Annotated in this window: 13 protein-coding genes; 10 read left to right on the forward strand and 3 right to left on the reverse strand. The window is 70.8% G+C overall.

Annotation, left to right across the window (positions count from 1 at the left end):
* Positions 1 to 400 precede the first annotated feature (400 nt).
* From AB0M70_RS37390 to AB0M70_RS37430, 9 genes are all read left to right on the forward strand, one after another.
* Positions 401 to 3,211: an AAA family ATPase gene (locus tag AB0M70_RS37390; protein ID WP_365827474.1), complete on the forward strand. Its 2,811-nt coding sequence runs from the start codon at positions 401 to 403 to the stop codon at positions 3,209 to 3,211.
* A 225-nt stretch (positions 3,212 to 3,436) separates the two neighbouring features.
* On the forward strand, positions 3,437 to 4,495 hold the full coding sequence (locus tag AB0M70_RS37395) for an LLM class flavin-dependent oxidoreductase (RefSeq protein ID WP_365827476.1): 1,059 nt from the start codon (positions 3,437 to 3,439) through the stop codon (positions 4,493 to 4,495).
* Between the two features lie 72 nt (positions 4,496 to 4,567).
* Positions 4,568 to 5,044, forward strand: a complete 477-nt coding sequence (locus AB0M70_RS37400; protein WP_365827478.1) for a flavin reductase family protein — start codon at positions 4,568 to 4,570, stop codon at positions 5,042 to 5,044.
* A 46-nt stretch (positions 5,045 to 5,090) separates the two neighbouring features.
* Positions 5,091 to 6,578, forward strand: coding sequence for an AMP-binding protein (locus AB0M70_RS37405; protein WP_365827480.1), 1,488 nt, complete (start codon positions 5,091 to 5,093; stop codon positions 6,576 to 6,578).
* A gap of 169 nt (positions 6,579 to 6,747) precedes the next feature.
* Complete coding sequence (locus AB0M70_RS37410; protein WP_365827534.1) at positions 6,748 to 9,042, forward strand: MMPL family transporter; 2,295 nt, start codon at positions 6,748 to 6,750, stop codon at positions 9,040 to 9,042.
* 227 nt (positions 9,043 to 9,269) lie between these two features.
* Positions 9,270 to 10,604, forward strand: coding sequence for an NAD(P)/FAD-dependent oxidoreductase (locus tag AB0M70_RS37415; protein ID WP_365827482.1), 1,335 nt, complete (start codon positions 9,270 to 9,272; stop codon positions 10,602 to 10,604).
* Between the two features lie 2 nt (positions 10,605 to 10,606).
* Positions 10,607 to 11,935, forward strand: a complete 1,329-nt coding sequence (locus tag AB0M70_RS37420; RefSeq protein ID WP_365827484.1) for a cation:proton antiporter — start codon at positions 10,607 to 10,609, stop codon at positions 11,933 to 11,935.
* A 104-nt stretch (positions 11,936 to 12,039) separates the two neighbouring features.
* Positions 12,040 to 13,512: an AlkA N-terminal domain-containing protein gene (locus AB0M70_RS37425; protein WP_365827536.1), complete on the forward strand. Its 1,473-nt coding sequence runs from the start codon at positions 12,040 to 12,042 to the stop codon at positions 13,510 to 13,512.
* Between the two features lie 25 nt (positions 13,513 to 13,537).
* On the forward strand, positions 13,538 to 14,041 hold the full coding sequence (locus AB0M70_RS37430) for a methylated-DNA--[protein]-cysteine S-methyltransferase (protein WP_363209459.1): 504 nt from the start codon (positions 13,538 to 13,540) through the stop codon (positions 14,039 to 14,041).
* A 22-nt stretch (positions 14,042 to 14,063) separates the two neighbouring features.
* Here the strand turns inward: AB0M70_RS37430 and AB0M70_RS37435 are convergent, their stop codons facing one another.
* Both AB0M70_RS37435 and AB0M70_RS37440 read right to left on the reverse strand, forming a co-directional pair.
* Complete coding sequence (locus tag AB0M70_RS37435; RefSeq protein ID WP_365827487.1) at positions 14,064 to 14,555, reverse strand: NUDIX hydrolase; 492 nt, start codon at positions 14,553 to 14,555, stop codon at positions 14,064 to 14,066.
* A 63-nt stretch (positions 14,556 to 14,618) separates the two neighbouring features.
* Positions 14,619 to 15,680: an ADP-ribosylglycohydrolase family protein gene (locus AB0M70_RS37440; protein WP_365827491.1), complete on the reverse strand. Its 1,062-nt coding sequence runs from the start codon at positions 15,678 to 15,680 to the stop codon at positions 14,619 to 14,621.
* A gap of 283 nt (positions 15,681 to 15,963) precedes the next feature.
* Here AB0M70_RS37440 and AB0M70_RS37445 point away from each other — a divergent pair, with 283 nt between their 5' ends.
* A complete protein-coding gene (locus tag AB0M70_RS37445) occupies positions 15,964 to 17,115 on the forward strand; it encodes a glycerate kinase (RefSeq protein WP_365827493.1) in 1,152 nt (383 codons plus the stop codon).
* A 158-nt stretch (positions 17,116 to 17,273) separates the two neighbouring features.
* Here AB0M70_RS37445 and AB0M70_RS37450 read toward each other — a convergent pair whose 3' ends face one another.
* Positions 17,274 to 18,473: a helix-turn-helix domain-containing protein gene (locus tag AB0M70_RS37450; protein WP_365827495.1), complete on the reverse strand. Its 1,200-nt coding sequence runs from the start codon at positions 18,471 to 18,473 to the stop codon at positions 17,274 to 17,276.
* Positions 18,474 to 18,565: the final 92 nt, after the last annotated feature.

Consider the following 18,565-nt stretch of genomic DNA (forward strand, 5'->3'; position numbering starts at 1 on the left):
GTAGGTCACCCCTAAGTGTCCGCGCCCCAGTAGGGGGCGGCGCGGAGTAGGGGGAGGGGCGGAGGGGGTGACAAAAGGAAAGTTGAATTCCGCTTCACTCGCGATCAGTAGTGTTGTCGGTGCCAGTAATTAGGCGCAGTTCGGGGTATCTGTCACCAGGCCCGTGGTAGCGAAATTGCGGGTTCCGTGACTGGTCAACCAAATGCTACTGTGCTCTCGGTTGAGTGGCGACACCGACGACTGGCTTCGGTCTTTGTCACTCGCGGTGAAGTGCTTTTGATCAACACGGCAGACTTCAGGTCACGGTGCTGGTCTCCATCCACTGTCACATCGGCCGGTCATGTCTGCCAAGAAGTGTCCAAGCCGTAGGAACGGGGGAGCCATGGGGCAAGCTGGATTGATGCTGGAGCTCACGGAGCGTGATGCTCCGTTCATGGAACTTCATCACTTACTGAAGCGGAGTATGGCGGGACAGTTTTCGGTCGCCTTGGTGAGCGGTCCGTTGAGCAGTGGAAAGACAACGTTGTTGCACACCTTCGCGGAGTACGCGGAGAGCCGCGGCGCCGCCGTCCTGAGCGCCAATGCCTCACGCGCCGAACAGTCCATGTTCCTGGGCGTACTTGAACAGATCTTCCAGGCCTGTGAAACGTGCGCGCCGTGCATTGAGCAAGCCATTGTCAGCTGGATGAAGGAGACGTCCGACGGCCTCATGCCGGACCGGGCCGCACCCGGCGGACGATGTAGCACCATGTCGCTCTCTCGCGTCGTGTGCGAGGCGCTCAGGGACCTGGCCCGCAGCCGGCCCGTCGTCATCCTCGTGGACGACGCCCAGTTCGCGGACGACGCCTCCTTGCAGTGCCTGCTCCACCTGGCCCGCCGACTCCACTCGGCCCGGGTCCTGCTCGTCCTCAGCGAAGCGGAATTCCTCGCCCCGATCCCGCGTGACGTCAGGTCCGAGCTGCTGCGTTCCCCCGGCTGCTCCCGCGTGGCGGTCGAACTCCTCACCGAGGCGGGGGTCGCGGCCACCATCGCCGGAGAGCTCCTGCCGAGCACGGCCGGCCACCTCGCAGGACCCATCCACCGGATGAGCGGCGGCAACCCGCTCCTCGTCAAGGCACTCATCGACGACTTCCAGTCCAAGCCGGACCTGATATCCGGGCTGCCCGCAGCGGGCAGCGCCCACCGACGTGCCGTACTCGACCTGCTGCACCGCAGTGACTCACGCCTGGTCCAGGAGACGGCCCAGGGCATCGCCATCCTGGGTCAGCAGGCGACACTCCCTCTGCTCGGCAGGTTCCTCGGCCAGGACCTCTCCCTGCTCGCCCAGGCCGTCGACGTCCTGCGCTCCACCGGCCTCGTGGAAGGCTGCCGCTTCCGCCACGGGGCCGCGCGCTCCGCCGTGCTCAGCAGCATGAGCGGCGGTGAACGCAAGAAACTCCATACACAGGCCGCCCACCTGCTGCACGAGGCCGGTGAAGCCGCCTCCGTCGTCGCCAGGCACATCCTGGCCTCCGGCGAACAGCAGCCCTGGTGTGCGGCCACCTTGCGCATCGCCGCCGAACAAGCCCTGGCGGAAGGCCGGTCGAGCGCCGCCGTCCGCTATCTGCGCTGCGCCCATCGCGCCTGCGGCGACCCCGCCGAGCGTGCCGGGCTCGCCTCCATGCTGATCAGCGCCGAGTGGCGCAGCAACCCCGCGGGTGCCGTCGAGCGCTATCTGCCGGAGCTCGTCGAGGCCGTCGGCGCGGGTGTGCTCACCGGCGACGACGCCGTCCGCACCTTCCACTATCTGCTGTGGGACGGCCAGTTGGACCAAGCCCTGGAGACCCTGCGCGACATACGCCGCAACGGCGAGGCGGCGACCGGGCACCCCGACGGGCTGCCCGAACTCGACTCGGCGGCCCTGTGGCTGCCGTACTTCTTCCCCGGCCTCGCCGACGAGGTGATGGGGAGCCCCGCGCAGCCGCCGCACCCGTCCTCCCCGGTCGCCTCCTCGCTGTGGGCGCCGCAGCACCAGACGGTGGCCATGCTCGAAGCCGTGCTGCGTGAGGGCCATCTGGAAGCGGCGGTGCAGAAGGCCGAGCAGATCCTGCTCACCACACACCTCGACGACAAGACGCTCCTGCCGGTCACCTCGGCGCTGATGACGATGGTGTTCGGTGATCGCCTCGACGTGGCCGCCTCCTGGTGCGACTCCCTGCTCGGCGCCACCACCGTCGAACACACCCCGATGTGGCGGGCGCTGTTCATGACCCTCAAGGCGGCCGTGCATCTGCGCAGGGGCGAGCTGGCCGAGTCCGCCCAGGTCACCCAGGCCGCCCTCGCCCTGGTGGCCCCCGAGAGCTGGGGCGTGGTCATCGGTCTGCCGTTCTCCCTGCTCATCCAGACCGCCACCGCGATGGGCCACTACGAGAAGGCCGCCACGTATCTGACGATGAAGATGCCGCCCGCCGCGTCCCAGACCCTCTTCGGGGTCGCCTATCTCAACGCACGCGGCCACTACTACCTGGCGGCCAGTCAGTTCAAGGCGGCATTACGGGACTTCAACTCCGTCGGCGAGACGCTCGCCCGCTGGCGCTTCGACAGCCCCGCGGTCTTCTCCTGGCGCACCAGCGCCGCCCACGCACACCTGTGCCTGGGGGAGACGGAGCAGGCCGTCGCCCTCCTGAAGGAACAGCAGAGCCTCCTGGGGCCCGACCAGCACGAGGCCTGGGGGCTGACCCTGCGGGCCTGGGCGGCGACCAAGGACGCACGGGCCGCCGTGACCCCGCTCAAGGAGGCCGCCAAACGGTCCCAGCACGTCGGCAACCGTCTGGGTCTCGCCCAGGCGCTCGTCGGCCTCTCGCACGCCTACAAGGCACTCGGTGAGCACGACCACGCGGAGGTCACCGCGGCGCGCGCCCTCAAGCTGGCCAACCAGTGCGGCGCGGGACCGCTCAAGGCCATGCTGATCCCCATGACGGGCGGCGCCGAACGCCCCGGTGCCGGCCCCGCCGCCGCGCCGGAGACCTCCACCGTCACCGTCCTGAGCGCCGCCGAGAAACGCGTGGCGGTCCTCGCGGGCCAGGGCCACACGAACCGCCAGATAGCCGAGAAGCTGTATGTCACCGTCAGCACCGTGGAGCAGCACATGACCCGCATCTACCGCAAGCTGTCGGTCAAGCAGCGCTCCGACCTCGGCCCCGCCCTGCAGTCGGCCATCCCGGCCGAGTAACCCCCACCTTCCCCCACCCTCTTCCCCTCACCGCCCCCCAGCCCCGAACCCCTGTGCCGCACGCGGCAGTTAAGGGGGTCCTGATTCCCCGGTAGGGGGCTGACGGGGCCACCGTGGCTGCATAGGTTCGCCTGGCGTAGCCGAGGCTTCCGCCGGCGACATGGCTGTGCCGCCCCCGACGTGCCGGCCCGCAGATCCGACACCCCGCGCCCCCAGGAGGGTTCGATGAACTACGGCATCTCGCTGCTTCCCGACTGCCGCCCGGAGGTGCGCTCGGCTCCCGAGTACTTCGCCGACGTGCTGCGCCTCGCGGAGCTCGGCGACGAACTGGGTTTCTCCCACATCAAGATGACCGAGCACTACCTGCACGCCGCGGGCGGCTACTGCCCGAGCCCCCTGGCCTTCCTCTCCGCCGTCGCGGCCCGCACCCAGCGCATCCGGCTGCTGACCGGCGGCATCCAGGCCTCCTTCCACCACCCCATTCAGATCGCCGCCGAGGCCTCGCAGGTCGACGTCATGAGCGGCGGCCGCCTCGACGTCGGCTTCGCCCGCGCCTTCCTGCCGTACGAGTTCGACGCGTTCGGCGTGAGCATGGACGAGAGCATCGTGCGCTTCCGTACGACGGTCGACTCCGTCGTCCGGCTGTGGACGCAGGAGAACGTCACCGAGAACACCCCGTACTACCGCTACGAGAACGCCAATTCCTTCCCCGCCTCGGTCCAGCGCCCCCACCCGCCGGTGTGGATCTGCGCCATCATGTCGGAGAGCAGCTTCCGCTGGGCCGGTGAGCAGGGCTACAACCTGCTCGTGACGGCGTCGCCCCAGCCGGAGACGTTCAAGCACGTCAACGGCCTGGTCAGCGCCTACCGCGAGGAGTTCGAGAAGCACCACGGCCACACCGGCCGTACGCCGCAGACCGCCATGGTCGTGCCGCTGGTCCTCGCCGACACCGACGAGGAGGCCATGGAGTCGGCCCAGCCCTACCTCCAGGAGTACATCGACGTCTGGAAGGAGGCGGCCGAGTCGGTCCTGACCGTCGACTCGCCCGACTACAAGGGCTACAGCCAGGCCCTGTCCAAGTCCGTCGAGGCCGGCGGCAAGGGAGCGGGCGGCAACGGCATCATCGGTTCACCGGAGACCGCGGCCCGTCGCGTCGACGAGATGCAGAACGCCCTGGGCATGGACACCATCCTGTGGCAGGTCGACTTCGGCGGCCAGCCCTACGCGATGATGGAGCGCACCCTGCGCCTCTTCGCGGAGAAGACCCGGCCGATGCTCGGCTGAGCCGGGCCCACGCCGCCGAGGAGAGGACCCACGTACGTGCCACAGCCGGACATGCGCGGTGCATCGCGCCAGATGACACCCGTCGTGCCACCCCCGCACCTGCGTTCCGTGCTCCGCAGCCTCGCGACGGGCGTGACCGTGGTGACGACCGACACGCCGGAAGGACCGGCCGGCGTGTCGATCAACTCCTTCACCTCGGTCTCGCTCGAACCGCCCCTGGTCCTGTTCTGCATCAGCAGGACGTCACGGACCTGGCCGGCCATCGAGGCCGCCGGCCACTTCGCGGTGAGCATCCTCGGCAGCGGCCAGGAGCGGATCGCCCGCCAGTTCTGCGCCACCGGCGTGGACCGGTTCGCCGGCCAGCGGCTGACCACCGCCTGGACCGGTGCGCCCGTCCTCGCCGACGCCGCCGCCTACCTCGACTGCACCCTCGCGCGCGTCGTCGACGCCGGTGACCATCACATCGTCATCGGTGAAGTCGTCTCCGCGGGCGCTCTCGCCGACCAGCGGCCGCTCGTCTTCGCACACAGCCGGTACGGCACCTGCTGACCTCTGCAAGTGCCGTACCCATCAAGCGGATTGGGCTGACTCGACCGTGCCGTCCCTCACCTTCCTCGCGTCCTTCAAGGAACACGCCGGGCGTACGCCGACGGCCCCTGCGCTGATCACCTCCGCCGGAGTCGTCACGTACGGCGAACTGGCCGCGCAGGCAACGGTGTTCGGGGACGCGTTGCGTGACGCGCACGTCCCCGCCGACGCCCCGGTCTGTGTGTACGCGCCCACCTCGGCGGCGACCGTCGGGCTGACCATCGCCTGCCTCGCCGAGGACCGCCCGGTGCTGCTGCCGTCCGCGGAGCTGGGCGAGGACACCTTGGGCGAGCTCGTCAGGAGGGCGGGAGCGGAGTGGATTCTCGCGCCCGAACCCTCCGGTCGCATGGGTGATGTGAACGTCCGGCAGGTGGAGCCGCAGCCGGATCATGCCGCCGGACCGGCCGTGCCCGGCGGGGTGGGTCTGATGCTCACCACGTCGGGGTCGACCGGTGTGCCGAAGGTCGTCCCGCTGCCCCGCGACGGCGTGGAGGCGTTCATCACCTGGGCGGCCCGGCGCTTCGGCATCGGGCCCGGCACCCCGGTGCTCAGCTATGCCCCGCTCAACTTCGACCTGTCCCTCCTGGAGGTGTGGGCGACCCTGGCCGCGGGCGGCAGCGTCGTGCGCGTGGACGCCGACCGGGCCGGGGACGGCACCTATCTGCGGAATCTGATCGACGGGCACGGCGTCCGGCTCGTGCAGGGCGTCCCCATGCTCTACCGGCTGCTCCAGGACGCCGAGCCCACCGCGCCCGCACGGCTCACCGCCCCGCGCCACGTCCTGTTCACCGGCGACACGATGCCGCCGAAGGTGCTCGCCGCCATGCCGGACCTCTTCCCCGAGGCCCGCTTCTGCAACGTGTACGGCTGCACGGAGACCAACGACAGCTTCCTGTACGAGGCCGACCGCACGGCCATGAGCGCGGGGGAGCCGCTGCCGCTCGGCACTCCGCTGCCGGGCGTCGACGCGCTGGTCCTCGGCGCGGACGGGCTGCCGCTCCCCGGTGAGGGCACGGGCGAGCTCGTCGTCCGTACGCCGTTCCAGGGCCGCGGCTACCTCGGCTCCGGCGCGGCGAAAGGCGGCTTCGTCACCCGTGACGACGCGGCCGGTGTGCCGCGCGTGTACTTCGCGGGCGGTGACGTCGTGCACCGCGACGCCGACGGGTGCCTGACCCTCGTCGGCCGCAACGACTTCCAGGTGAAGGTGCGCGGCACGCGCGTCAACGTCCAAGAGGTGGAGCAGGTCCTGCTCGACCATCCGGACGTGGTGGAGGCCGGGGTCGTCGCCGTCCCCGACGAGCTGGCCGGACACCGGCTGCGCGCCTTCGTCCGCGCCGTCCCCGGCGCCGGCCTGGGAGTGCTGAAGCTGCGCCGGTACTGCGCGCAGCGGCTCACCCGGGCCGCCATCCCCGAAGACCTGCGCATCGAGCGGGATGCCCTGCCCCGGGGCGCGACGGGCAAGATCGACAGGGCTGCGCTGCGGCAGCTCCCTTAGCCAGGGCTTTCCCCTTGTTCACCCGCCTCGGCGGGTGAACTCGTATGTCCTGAACCGATCATGACGGCACGTCACATTTTATTTCTTTCCTGCCTGACGCCTTACCGGGCGTCAATTATGAGAGTAGGCTCCGAAATGACTGTTCACTAGCTATCGATGGATGGGTGTTGTGTCTACCTTCCTCTACAGGCTGGGCCGCCTGTCGTTCCGGCGGCGGAAACTGGTTGCACTCGTGTGGCTGGGGCTGCTCGTCGCCGCCATCACCGGCGCCGTCACCCTGTCCGGCCCGACCTCGGAGGAGTTCCGCGTCCCTGGTACGGAGTCGCAGAAGGCCAACGACCTGCTCGCCGAGCGCTTCCCGCAGGCAGCGGCGGACGGGGCCACGGCCCGCGTCGTCTTCGCCGCCCCCAAGGGCGAGAAGCTCACGGACGGGCCGGAGGCCAGGGCCGCGATCGACGAGACCGTCGCCACCCTCAAGCGCGCCCCCGATGTCGCCAAGGTCGACTACGCGAGCGATCTCGTCTCCAAGGACGGCCGCATCACCTTCGCGCAGGTCAGCTACAAGGTGCCGGCCGGTGACCTCACCGAGAAGGACAGGGACGCCCTCAAGGCGGCCCCCGACCCCGCCCGCGACGCGGGCCTCCAGGTCGAGATGGGCGGCGACGCGATCAAGCCGCAGGGCAGCGGCCTGACCGAGATGATCGGCGTGGTGGTCGCCGCCGTGACCCTCATCATCGCCTTCGGCTCGCTCGTCGCCGCCGGACTGCCCCTGCTCCTGGCCTTCGTGGGCCTGGGCATCAGCGTCTGCGGCATCTACGCGGCGACCGGGTTCATCGACCTGACCGAGGACGCCATGGTCCTCGCGATCATGATCGGTCTCGCGCTCGCCATCGACTACTCGCTCTTCGTGATGTTCCGCTACCGCCACGAGGTGCGTTCGGGGCGGACACCGGAAGAAGCCATCGGACACGCGGTCGGCACGGCGGGCACGGCCGTCGTGTTCGCGGGCCTCACCGTGATCATCGCCCTCTGCGGCCTGTCCGTGGTCCAACTCCCGCCGCTGACACAGATCGCGCTGTCCGCCGCGGTGTCCGTCGCCATCACCGTCTGCGTGGCCCTCACCCTGCTCCCGGCCGTCCTCGGCTTCGCGGGCAAGAGGGCCATCGCGGGGCGGCGCGCGGGAGCCCGCGCGAAGAAGGCGGAGCAGAAGGATGGCGCGGGGAAGACGGTTGCCGAGACGGCGCGGGACAAGGACCAAGTCCTGCCCGGCGGCACGCTGTTCAACTTCACGCCGCCCCTCGGCAAGCGCTTCGGCAACCTGATCGCCCGGCGCCCCCTGCCGATCCTCCTGGTGACCCTCATCGGTCTCGGCGCCGTCGCCATCCCCGCGTTCTCCATGCGCCTTGGCCTGCCCGACGAGGGCACCGAACCCGCGCACACCACCCAGCGCGAGGCGTACGACCTGCTCAGCGACGGCTTCGGCCCCGGCTTCAACGGCCCGCTGCTCATCGCCATCGACAGCCCGAAGGGCACCGACGCCAAGTCCGTCGCGGACCGGATGCACGACGACGTCAAGGGACTTGACCACGTGGCCGCCGTCGACCGGGCCGTCGTGAACGAGGCCGGCGACACCGCCCTGCTGACCGTCGTGCCGACCGGCGGCCCCACCAGCGAGTCCACCAACGACCTCGTGGACGCCATCCGCGACAAGGGCAGCGCGGTCCAGGACGAGACCGGGGCGGACGTCGCGGTGACGGGCAAGACGGCTCTCAACATCGACATGTCCAAGAAGCTGTCGGACGCCCTGATGCCCTATCTGATCCTGGTGGTCGGACTCGCGTTCCTGCTCCTCATGATCGTGTTCCGGTCGGTCCTGATCCCGCTGACCGCCGCGCTCGGCTTCCTGCTCAGCGTCGGCGCCACCTTCGGCGCGGTCGTGGCCGTCTTCCAGTGGGGCTGGCTCACCGACGTCCTCGGCATGAGCTCCCTCGGCGTCACCGTCAACCTCCTGCCGATCTTCATGATCGGCGTCGTGTTCGGACTCGCCATGGACTACCAGGTGTTCCTGGTGACCAGGATGCGCGAGGAGTACGTGCACGGGGCGGGCACCAAGGAATCCGTCGTCGCCGGATTCTCGTACAACGCCCGTGTGGTGACGGCCGCGGCGGTCATCATGATGAGCGTCTTCGGCGGGTTCACGCTCGCCGAATCGACCATGGTCCAGGCCGTGGGGTACGCACTGGCGGCCGCCGTCTTCTTCGACGCGTTCGTCGTCCGCATGGCCATGCTGCCCGCCGTCATGTGCCTGCTCGGCCGCGCGGGCTGGTGGCTCCCCGGCCCGCTGCAGCGCCTGCTGCCGGACGTCGACGTCGAAGGCCGCGAGCTGCGCAAGCTGGAGCAGCTGCCACAGCAGCCCGCGCGCGCCGAGCCCGCGGTCACCTCACCGGGCGGCGGACGCGAATAACCGCACCGTCCCCACCTTGTCGGCGCCCGCCCCACATCCCCCGGGGGGCGGGCGCTTTTCATGCCCTCCCCCTAAAGGAAATGGGCGCCCATTAGGGGCGTGTGCCGAGCTGTTAGGGGCGCTCGCAGACCTGTTAGGGGCTGACGGCCCCAAGTCGCCATCCTACGATCAAGGCGTTGTCGAATAAGGGCCGTGCGCCTTCGATCCCGGGAATGGAAGCAGGTTTTATGAACGCGGATTTCGACGTCCTGATCGTGGGCGGCGGACCGGCCGGTTCTTCGGCCGCCGCCTACCTCGCCAAGGCCGGTCTTTCGGTGGCCGTGATCGAGGGAGAGAACTTCCCGCGCCCGCACGTGGGCGAGTCCCTGGTGCCGGCGACCACGGCGGTGCTCCTGGAGACCGGTGCGATGCCCGAGGTCGAGCGCGCCGGATTCCCCCGCAAGTACGGGGCGGCGTGGACGACGGCCGAGGACCGCGAGATCCCCACCAACGGCTTCACGGGAATGTCGTACGACTGGACCGCCCAGGTCAGGTTCGGTGAGCGCGCCCAGCCCGGCGTGGACCGCGAGTACACCTTCCACGTCGACCGCGGGAAGTTCGACCTCATCCTGCTCAAGAACGCCGAGAGCCTCGGTGCCAAGGTGTTCCAGGGCGTCCGCGTGACCCGCGCCGACTTCGACGACCCGGACGGCGTCAGCGTCATGTGCCGTGCGGGCGGCAAGGAATTCCCGATAACCGGCCGCATGCTGGTCGACGCCACCGGCCGGCAGACGCTGCTCGGCCGTCAGCTGAAGCTGAAGGAACCCGACCCCATCTTCGACCAGTACGCGGTGCACGCGTGGTTCGAGGGCGTGGACCGCAAGGCACTCGCCATCGACCCCGAAGAGATCGACCACATCTTCGTGCACTTCCTGCCGATCAATGACTCGTGGGTCTGGCAGATCCCCATTACCGACAGCGTCACCAGCTTCGGTGTCGTCACGCAGAAGAACCGCTTCAAGGAAGCGAACACCGACCGCGAGAAGTTCTTCTGGGACTGCGTGAAATCACGCCCCGACCTGTACGAGGAACTCCAGAAGGCCGAGCGAATTCGCCCCCTCAAGACCGAGGGCGACTACAGCTATCACCTGAAGCAGATCTGTGGCGACCGCTTCGTCATGATCGGCGACGCCGCGCGCTTCGTCGACCCCATCTTCTCCAGCGGCGTGAGCATCGCCCTCAACACCGCGCGCCTGGCGTCGAAGGACATCATCGCGGCCTTCGAAGCCGGCGACTTCTCCCACGAGCGCTTCAAGCAGTACGAGAAGGCGCAACGCCAAGGCGCACAGAACTGGTACGACTTCATCTCCATCTACTACCGCCTCAACGTCCTGTTCGCCGCCTTCGTGCAGGACCCGCGCTACCGCATCGGCGTCCTCAAGCTGCTGCAGGGCGACATGTGGGAGGAGGACCCGCAGATCCTGCGGGAGATGCGGGAGTTCGTCGCCACCGTGGAGGACGACCCCACCCACCTGTGGCACCCCTACCTGGGCAGCCTCCGCGCCTCGGCTCCGACCATCTGAGCATGCTGACCGCATCCGGCCTCGTGGCACCGCTCGGCCAGCACCAACTCGTGGTGCTGCTGCTCCAGGTGGGCCTCCTGCTCCTGCTCGCCCTGGCGCTCGGCCGCCTCGCCCGCCGTCTGGGCATGCCGTCCATCGTGGGCGAGCTCTGCGCGGGTGTGCTCGTCGGCCCCTCGGTGCTGCATCAGCTCTGGCCGGATCTGTCCGGATGGCTGTTCCCGACCGACGTGAACCAGGCCCATCTCCTCGACGCGTTCGCGCAGTTGGGGCTGGTCCTGCTCGTCGGGCTCACCGGCATCGAGCTGGACTTCGGGGTGGTGCGGAGGCGGGGCAGAGTGGCCGCGCAGATCAGCGCGGCCGGCTTCCTCGTCCCGCTCGGCCTCGGCGTCTTCGTCGGCTACCTCCTGCCCGGCGAGCTGATGCCCGACTCCACCGACCGCACGGTCTTCGCGCTCTTCCTCGGCGTGGCCATGAGCGTCAGCGCCATCCCCGTCATCGCCAAGACGCTGTTCGACATGAAGCTCCTGCACCGCAACGTCGGGCAGCTGATCCTCGCGGCGGGGGTGGTCGACGACGTCGCCGGGTGGATCATGCTCTCCGTGGTGTCCGCGATGGCCACCACCGGGCTCGCCGTGGGGGACCTGGGCCTTCCCCTGACCTTCCTGGCTCTCGTCATCGCCTTCGCCGCCACCATCGGCAGACCCGTCGTACGCAGGTTCCTCACCCTGCTCGGCAAGGGACAGGAGCCGGGCGTCAGGGCCGCCGGAGTCGTCGTGGCCATCCTGCTGGCCGCGGCCGCCACCCACGCGATGGGGCTTGAGGCGGTCTTCGGGGCGTTCGTCTGCGGCATCCTCATCCGCTCCAGCGGAGCCGTGGACGGGGTCGCGCTCGCGCCCCTGCGGACGGTGGTCCTCTCGGTGCTCGCCCCCGTCTTCTTCGCCACGGCGGGCCTGCGCATGGACCTGTCCGCCCTCGCCGACCCCACGGTCCTGCTCTCGGCGGTCGTGGTCCTCTTCGTGGCCGTCGTCGGAAAGTTCGCGGGCGCGCTGATCGGCTCGCTCGCGGGCCGGCTCAGCCGCTGGGAGGCGATCGGCATCGGGGCGGGCATGAACGCGCGCGGGGTCATCGAGGTGATCGTCGCCATGGCGGGCCTGCGGCTCGGTGTCCTGACCGAGGAGGTCTACACGATCGTCGTCCTGGTGGCCATCGTGACCTCCCTGATGGCGCCGCCCCTCCTGCGGCTGGCCATGGGGCACGTGGAACACACGGCTGAGGAACGTCTCCGTCAACGTGATATGACCCCGGTCCCGACCCGGGAAGAGGCCCCCTGACCGTACCCCGGCCCCCTGACCTCCATGTCGGATTTTCGCCAGCCACCTCCCTCCCCATGCCCGATCCTTGAGGCATGACCACGAGCTCTCCGCCGCTTCCCTCGATGCACGCCGACGCCGAGCGCTGCGTACGTGCGGTGCAGTCGAAGGACGCCCGGTTCGACGGCTGGTTCTACACCGCCGTGACCACCACCCGTATCTACTGCCGTCCCAGCTGCCCCGTGGTCCCCCCGAAGCCCGAGAACATGAGCTTCTATCCGAGCGCGGCAGCCTGCCAGCAGGCGGGATTCCGGGCCTGCAAGCGGTGCCGGCCGGACAGCAGCCCGGGGTCCCCCGAGTGGAATCAGCGCGCCGACCTCGTGGCCCGCGCGATGCGCCTCATCGGTGACGGCGTGGTGGACCGCGAGGGAGTCCCCGGCCTCGCGGGGCGCCTCGGCTACAGCACCCGCCAGGTGGAACGCCAGCTCCTCGCGGAGCTCGGCGCGGGCCCCCTCGCCCTGGCCAGGGCCCAGCGCGCCCAGACGGCCCGCCTGCTCATCGAGACGACGCCGATGCCCATGGCGGAGATCGCCTTCGCGGCCGGGTTCGCCTCGATCCGCACCTTCAACGACACCGTCCGCGAGGTCTTCGCCCTGGCCCCCGGCGACCTGCGGGACCGCGCCCCCAAGGCCGCCGGCAGGCCGTCCGCCCCCGGCGCGCTCTCGCTGCGCCTCCCCTTCCGCGCCCCGCTCAACCCCGACAACCTCTTCGGCCACCTCATCGCCACCGCCGTACCCGGCGTCGAGGAGTGGCGCGACGGCGCCTACCGCCGCACGCTCCGCCTCCCCTACGGCCACGGAGTCGTCGCCCTCACCCCCGCTCCGGACCACGTCGCCTGCCGCCTCAGCCTCACCGACATGCGCGACCTCACGATCGCCATCAGCCGCTGCCGCCGCATGCTCGACCTGGACGCGGACCCGGTCGCGGTGGACGCCCAGCTGAGCGCCGACCCGCTGCTCGCCCCCCTGGTGGCCAAGGCGCCGGGGCGCCGCGTGCCGCGCACGGTCGACGAGGCGGAGTTCGCCGTACGCGCGGTACTGGGCCAGCAGGTGTCCACCGCCGCCGCCCGCACCCACGCCGCCCGCCTGGTCACCGCACACGGCGAGCCGGTCGACGACCCCGAGGGCGGCCTCACCCACCTCTTCCCTGCGCCGGAAGCCCTGGCCGCGCTCGACCCGGAGGCCCTCGCGCTGCCGCGCAGCCGCCGCACCACCCTGACCACGCTCGTACGCCACCTCGCCGACGGATCGCTGCGGCTCGGCGTGGAGAGCGGCTGGGAGGAGGCCCGCGCCCGGCTCACCGAACTGCCCGGCTTCGGCCCCTGGACCGTCGAGGTCATCGCCATGCGGGCACTCGGCGACCCCGACGCGTTCCTCCCCACCGACCTGGGGATCCGCCGCGCGGCACAGGAGCTGGGTCTGCCGCACACCCCGGCCGCGCTGACCGCGCGGGCCGCGGCCTGGCGCCCGTGGCGGGCGTACGCGGTCCAGTACCTGTGGGCCACCGACGCCCACCCCATCAACCACATCCCGGCCTGACCGCCGCCCCGAGAGGACAAGCCCCGTGCACCGTCAGCACACCCTCATCGACAGTCCCTACGGCCCCCTGACCCTCGTGGCCACCGACGGGGTCCTCAGCGGCCTCTACATGACCGAGCAGCGGCACCGGCCGCCCGAGGAGACCTTCGGCGACCGCGACGCGGGCCCGTTCGGCGAGACGACCAGCCAGTTGGAGGCGTACTTCGAGGGCGAGTTGAAGGAGTTCGACCTCCCGATGCGCCTGGACGGCACGCCGTTCCAGCGCACCGTCTGGCAGCAGCTCCAGTTGATCCCGTACGGCGAGACCCGTACGTACGGCGAACTCGCGGCCCTGCTGGGCAAACCCAACGCCTCACGCGCCGTCGGCCTCGCCAACGGCAAGAACCCCATCGGCGTCATCGTGCCCTGCCACCGGGTGATCGGCACGGGCGGCTCCCTGACCGGCTACGGCGGCGGCCTCGACCGCAAGCAGCGGCTGCTGGCCTTCGAGGGCGCGACCACACCCCGCAAGGAGGACGCCCTCTTCTGACGCTGACCTCGACATCTCTGGTTCAGCCGACCCGTACGCCGTTCTCCAGCTCCACGGTCCCCGTCCCCGCGTCGAGCGCCTCGAGCGCGGCCCGCACCCGCAGCCCCAACTCGCCCGGCAGGAACCGGGGCAGGTCCTCGCGGGACACCAGACGCCAGGAGAGCAGCTCGTCCTCCTGGAGTCTGATCGACTTCAGCCGGTCGTCGCCGAGCACCCCGCCGTCGTACAGATAGGCGACCAGCGGCGGCCGTGCGACACCCGGCACCCAGTCCACCGCGAGCAGCGCGCCAAGATCGACGTCCAGGCCGATCTCCTCCGCGGTCTCGCGGCGCGCGCCCTGCCGCGGTGTCTCGCCCTCGTCCGACTCGACGGTGCCGCCGGGCAGGGCCCACCCGTCACGGTAGTTGGGCTCGACGAGCAGGACCCGCCCCTCGGAGTCCCGGAAGAGCGCGGCGGCCCCGGCGATGATGCGGGGCAGGCCCGCGATGTACGTGGCGTAATCCTGAATGGTCACGTGAAAAGGGTAGACGCGGCGCAGGTCCGGCCCCGCGCCGACGCGCCCCCCGCGCCCCCCGGCCTACTCCTGCACCAACTCCACGGTCCGCGCGGCCAGTTCACTGATCCGCGCCCCGTCGAAGCCGAACACCGCGCTGCGCACCCGGTCCTCCAGGGGGTCCCGCCACTGCGCCGGGATGGCCTTGGCCCCGCACAGCACGCCCGCGACGGACCCGGCGGTCGCGCCGTTCGAGTCGGTGTCGAGTCCGCCGCGCACCGTGAGGGCGATGGTGCGGGTGAAGTCCCCGTCGCCGTACAGGAGTCCCGCGGCCAGGACGGCCGAGTTGGGCACGGCGTGGATCCAGCCGAGTCCGGTGGTCTCCGATTCGGCGGTCGCGAGGGTCTCCTCCCAGCTGAGCCCGGCCTCGTGGAGCGTGACGACCCGGCGCACCGTACGGGCGAGCCGGCAGCTGGAGGGGATCACGCCGAACGCCGTGTCCAGGGCGGCGCGCGCGGTGGCGGCCGTGAACGCCGCCGAGACGAGCGCCGCCGCCCACATCGCTCCGTAGACGCCGTTGCCGGTGTGCGAGAGCACCGCGTCGCGGCGGGCGAGGGAGGCGGCGCGGCGCGGTGCTCCGGGGTTCGTCCAGCCGAAGATGTCGGCACGGATGAGGGCGCCGATCCACTCCTGGCAGGCGTTCTCGTACGTCGCGGTGAGCGGCGGCTTGAGTCCGTTGGCCAGATTCCGGTACGCGGCGCGCTCCGCGGTGAACGTCTGCAGATAGGGCAGGCGCAGCAGCCACAGTTCGCCGACCTGTTCGGTGCTGAACGTGAATCCGTGTGTCTCCAGGAGGTGCAGTCCGAGGATCGCGTAGTCGATGTCGTCGTCACGGCAGCTGCCGTGCACCTTGCCGCGCACGCACTGCTGCCACTCGGGCCGCAGCTGGAACTCCTCCACCCAGGAAGGGGGTTCGGGCAGATAGTCGGTGAGCGGCATCGCGTCGGCCTGCCGCAGATAGCGCGCGATGCGCTCGCGCGTCCAGTAGTCGCCCCGCTCGATGGGTTTGCCGAGCATGTTGCCCGCGATCCGCCCGATCCAGCCGCCGAGAACACGGTCGGCGAGTTCCGTATGTGCTGGGGTCATGCGTCCGGTCTACCGAATCCGCGGCGGATGTGCGCGGTCAACGTGACGGGTTCGGCGCGGAGCGTGACACGTTTGTCTGGTTCTCGAAGTCGACCGCGCGGCCCTGATCGATCATTCAGACGAACTCAATGGCACCCTATCGACCTTTTTAGGCGGATATAACGATGGGGTTGGGGGCTCCGATATGCGGACGGCCATGGGCAGGCGGCCCCTCCTGCGGTTATGGTCGCAGCGGCGCGACTGCCTTGACTTGAGCAAGGCCCGGAAAGCAAGGGGATGCAAGGTGGCGGACGCTGCTGGGACGGCGGGGCATGTGCTCATCGCCGCGGACAAGTTCAAGGGATCACTCACGGCCGTGCAGGTCGCGGAGCGGGTGACGGCCGGGCTGCGCCGCGTCGCGCCGCAGGTGGAGGTCGAGGCCCTGCCGGTGGCCGACGGCGGTGACGGCACGGTCGCCGCGGCGGTCGCGGCCGGTTTCGAGCGCCGTGAGGTACGAGTGACGGGGCCGCTCGGCGACGAGGTCACCGCGGCGTACGCGCTGCGGGACGGCACCGCGGTGGTGGAGATGGCGGAGGCGTCCGGCCTCCAGCTGCTGCCCGAGGGTGTCTTCGCACCGCTCACGTCCACGACGTACGGCTCCGGGGAACTGCTGCGGGCCGCGCTCGACGCGGGCGCGCGGACCATCGTCTTCGGCGTCGGGGGCAGTGCGACGACGGACGGCGGTGCCGGCATGCTGGCCGCGCTGGGCGCGGTCTTCCTGGACGCGGCGGGGGCGCCGGTGGCGCCGGGAGGCGGTCCGCTCGCCACGCTGGCCTCGGCGGATCTGTCCGGGCTCGACGAGCGCTTCGCCTCGGTCGACCTGGTGCTCGCCAGCGACGTGGACAACCCGCTGACCGGGCCGAAGGGCGCTCCGGCGGTGTACGGCCCGCAGAAGGGGGCGTCCCCGGAGGACGTCGCCGAGCTGGACGCGGCCCTCGCGCACTTCGCGCAGGTGCTGGCCGAATCGGTGGGTTCCGCTGCCCTGAAGCACGCGGAGTCCCCGGGAGCGGGGGCGGCGGGCGGCATCGGCTACGGGGCCCTGGTCGGGCTCGGCGCGAGCTTCCGCCCCGGGATCGAGGTCATGCTGGACGTCCTCGGCTTCGCGCCGGCGCTTGCGCGGGCGTCGCTGGTGATCACGGGGGAGGGGTCGCTGGACGAGCAGACCCTCCATGGCAAGGCGCCCGCGGGCGTCGCTTCGGCGGCTCGCGCGGCGGGCGTCGAGGTGGTGGCGGTCTGCGGCCGCCTGGCCCTTCCGGCGGAGGCACTGGGCAAGGCGGGCATCCGCCGCGCCTACGCCCTCACCGACGTGGAGCCGGACGTGGCCCGCTGCATTGCCGAGGCGGGGCCCATCCTGGAAACGGTGGCGGAGGGTATCGCCCGCGACTTCCTGGGCTAGCGGTTCTGCTGGGGCGCGGTGGGGGCTTGTCGCGCAGTTCCCCGCGCCCCTGACGGGGGCCGGGGATATTCAGCCCGTCCGGCGTTTGAGGACGAGCTCGGCGGAGCCGGTGAGTTTTTGGCGCGCGCCCCCCGGCCACGGGGCGAGGGAGAACCGGTCTAGCCAGGCGCCAGCCGATACGCGTCGAGGGCCAGCGTCATCTCCATCAGGTCCCGTGGCCGCGCGAGCGACCGCGAGGTCAGTTGTTCCAGGCGCCGCAAGCGGTTGAAGACCGTGTTCCGGTGGCAGTAGAGCCGCCCCGCGGCCCGCCCCGCCGACCCCTCGCACAGCAGCCACGCGTCCAGTGTTTCGAGCAGAACCGCCCGGTCCGCCGGCTCCAGGGCCAGGACCTCCCCGAACACGTCCGACACAAGGCGCCCCGCCAGCTCCGGCTGGCTCACCACCAGCGCGGTCGGCATCCGCTGGTCCAGCCGTACGATCCCGGTCGCGTCCGGCGCACACGTACGCAGCGCCAGCTCGGCAAGCCGCCGCGCATGGCCGAGTTCGGAGAGCCCCGCCACCACGGGGCTGATGCCACCGGGCCCCGGGCACCGCCCGTCGAGCGCCGCGGCCAGCTCGTCCAGGCCCTCCTCCGCCCCGAGGGCCACCACCCCCACCTCCCGGTCCGTCCGCATCCGCCAGACGAAACGGAACCCGGCCCGCTGGATCTGCCGGTGGAACGCCGCCCGCCCGTCCCGCCGCTCGGCGCGCAGCACCACCACCGCGTACGGCCCGCGCTCCGGCAGATCGAACCCCGCGGCCACCTGCGAGGCGAGGCCGGGAGCGGCCTGCCCCTCCAGGAGCGCGTCGAGCAGCGCCTGCAGCTGCTCGTCGGTGCGCCGCCGCAGCTCCATCTCCGTGGCCCGGTAGGCGTCGGACGCGGCCGCCGCCTGCGCGTCGACCGCCGCCCACACCATCGTCGCCGACCGCATCAGGACGGCGAGCTTCTCCGGGTCCTGCCCCGCGGAGCCCTCGAGCAGCGAGTCCCAGACCAGGTAACCCGCGTTGCGATACGAGTGCACCACCAGGTCCAGCGGCAGCCCCTGCTGGGCCCGGCGCCTGCCCGCCTCCTCCGCGTACTCCAGATCGCGGCGCGGCGACGCGCGCGGCGCGCTGATCGTCTCGATGCCGATGCGCATCGCCTCCTCCGCCTCCCGCCACTGCTGGTCGTGCGGGAGCACCCGCGCGTACACCGGGGAGTGCTCGAAGAGCTGCCGCAGATGTTCGTCCACCAGATCGGGGATGCGGGGCTTGAGCGCCACGCACGCCTCCTCGAGCACCTTCCAGTCATGGCCCGTCCGAGGCCTGCGTCCGCTCATGGATTCCTACCCCCGTCACCGCTGTCCGCCGTGCCCTGGTGCTGGGGAGGATGCCACCGCTCGGGCACCCCTGGCAGGCCCCTGACACGGGG

The sequence above is a fragment of the Streptomyces sp. NPDC051214 genome, assembly GCF_040682375.1.
Classification (GTDB): Bacteria; Actinomycetota; Actinomycetes; order Streptomycetales; family Streptomycetaceae; genus Streptomyces.

What these genes read in the sequence shown, in the direction of transcription:
- AB0M70_RS37390 (WP_365827474.1), top strand. Translation starts at nt 401, where the DNA reads ATGCTGGAGCTCACGGAGCGTGATGCTCCGTTCATGGAACTTCATCAC.
- AB0M70_RS37395 (WP_365827476.1), top strand. Translation starts at nt 3,437, where the DNA reads ATGAACTACGGCATCTCGCTGCTTCCCGACTGCCGCCCGGAGGTGCGC.
- AB0M70_RS37400 (WP_365827478.1), top strand. Translation starts at nt 4,568, where the DNA reads ATGACACCCGTCGTGCCACCCCCGCACCTGCGTTCCGTGCTCCGCAGC.
- AB0M70_RS37415 (WP_365827482.1), top strand. Translation starts at nt 9,270, where the DNA reads ATGAACGCGGATTTCGACGTCCTGATCGTGGGCGGCGGACCGGCCGGT.
- AB0M70_RS37420 (WP_365827484.1), top strand. Translation starts at nt 10,607, where the DNA reads ATGCTGACCGCATCCGGCCTCGTGGCACCGCTCGGCCAGCACCAACTC.
- AB0M70_RS37425 (WP_365827536.1), top strand. Translation starts at nt 12,040, where the DNA reads ATGCACGCCGACGCCGAGCGCTGCGTACGTGCGGTGCAGTCGAAGGAC.
- AB0M70_RS37440 (WP_365827491.1), bottom strand. Translation starts at nt 15,680, where the DNA reads ATGACCCCAGCACATACGGAACTCGCCGACCGTGTTCTCGGCGGCTGG.
- AB0M70_RS37450 (WP_365827495.1), bottom strand. Translation starts at nt 18,473, where the DNA reads ATGAGCGGACGCAGGCCTCGGACGGGCCATGACTGGAAGGTGCTCGAG.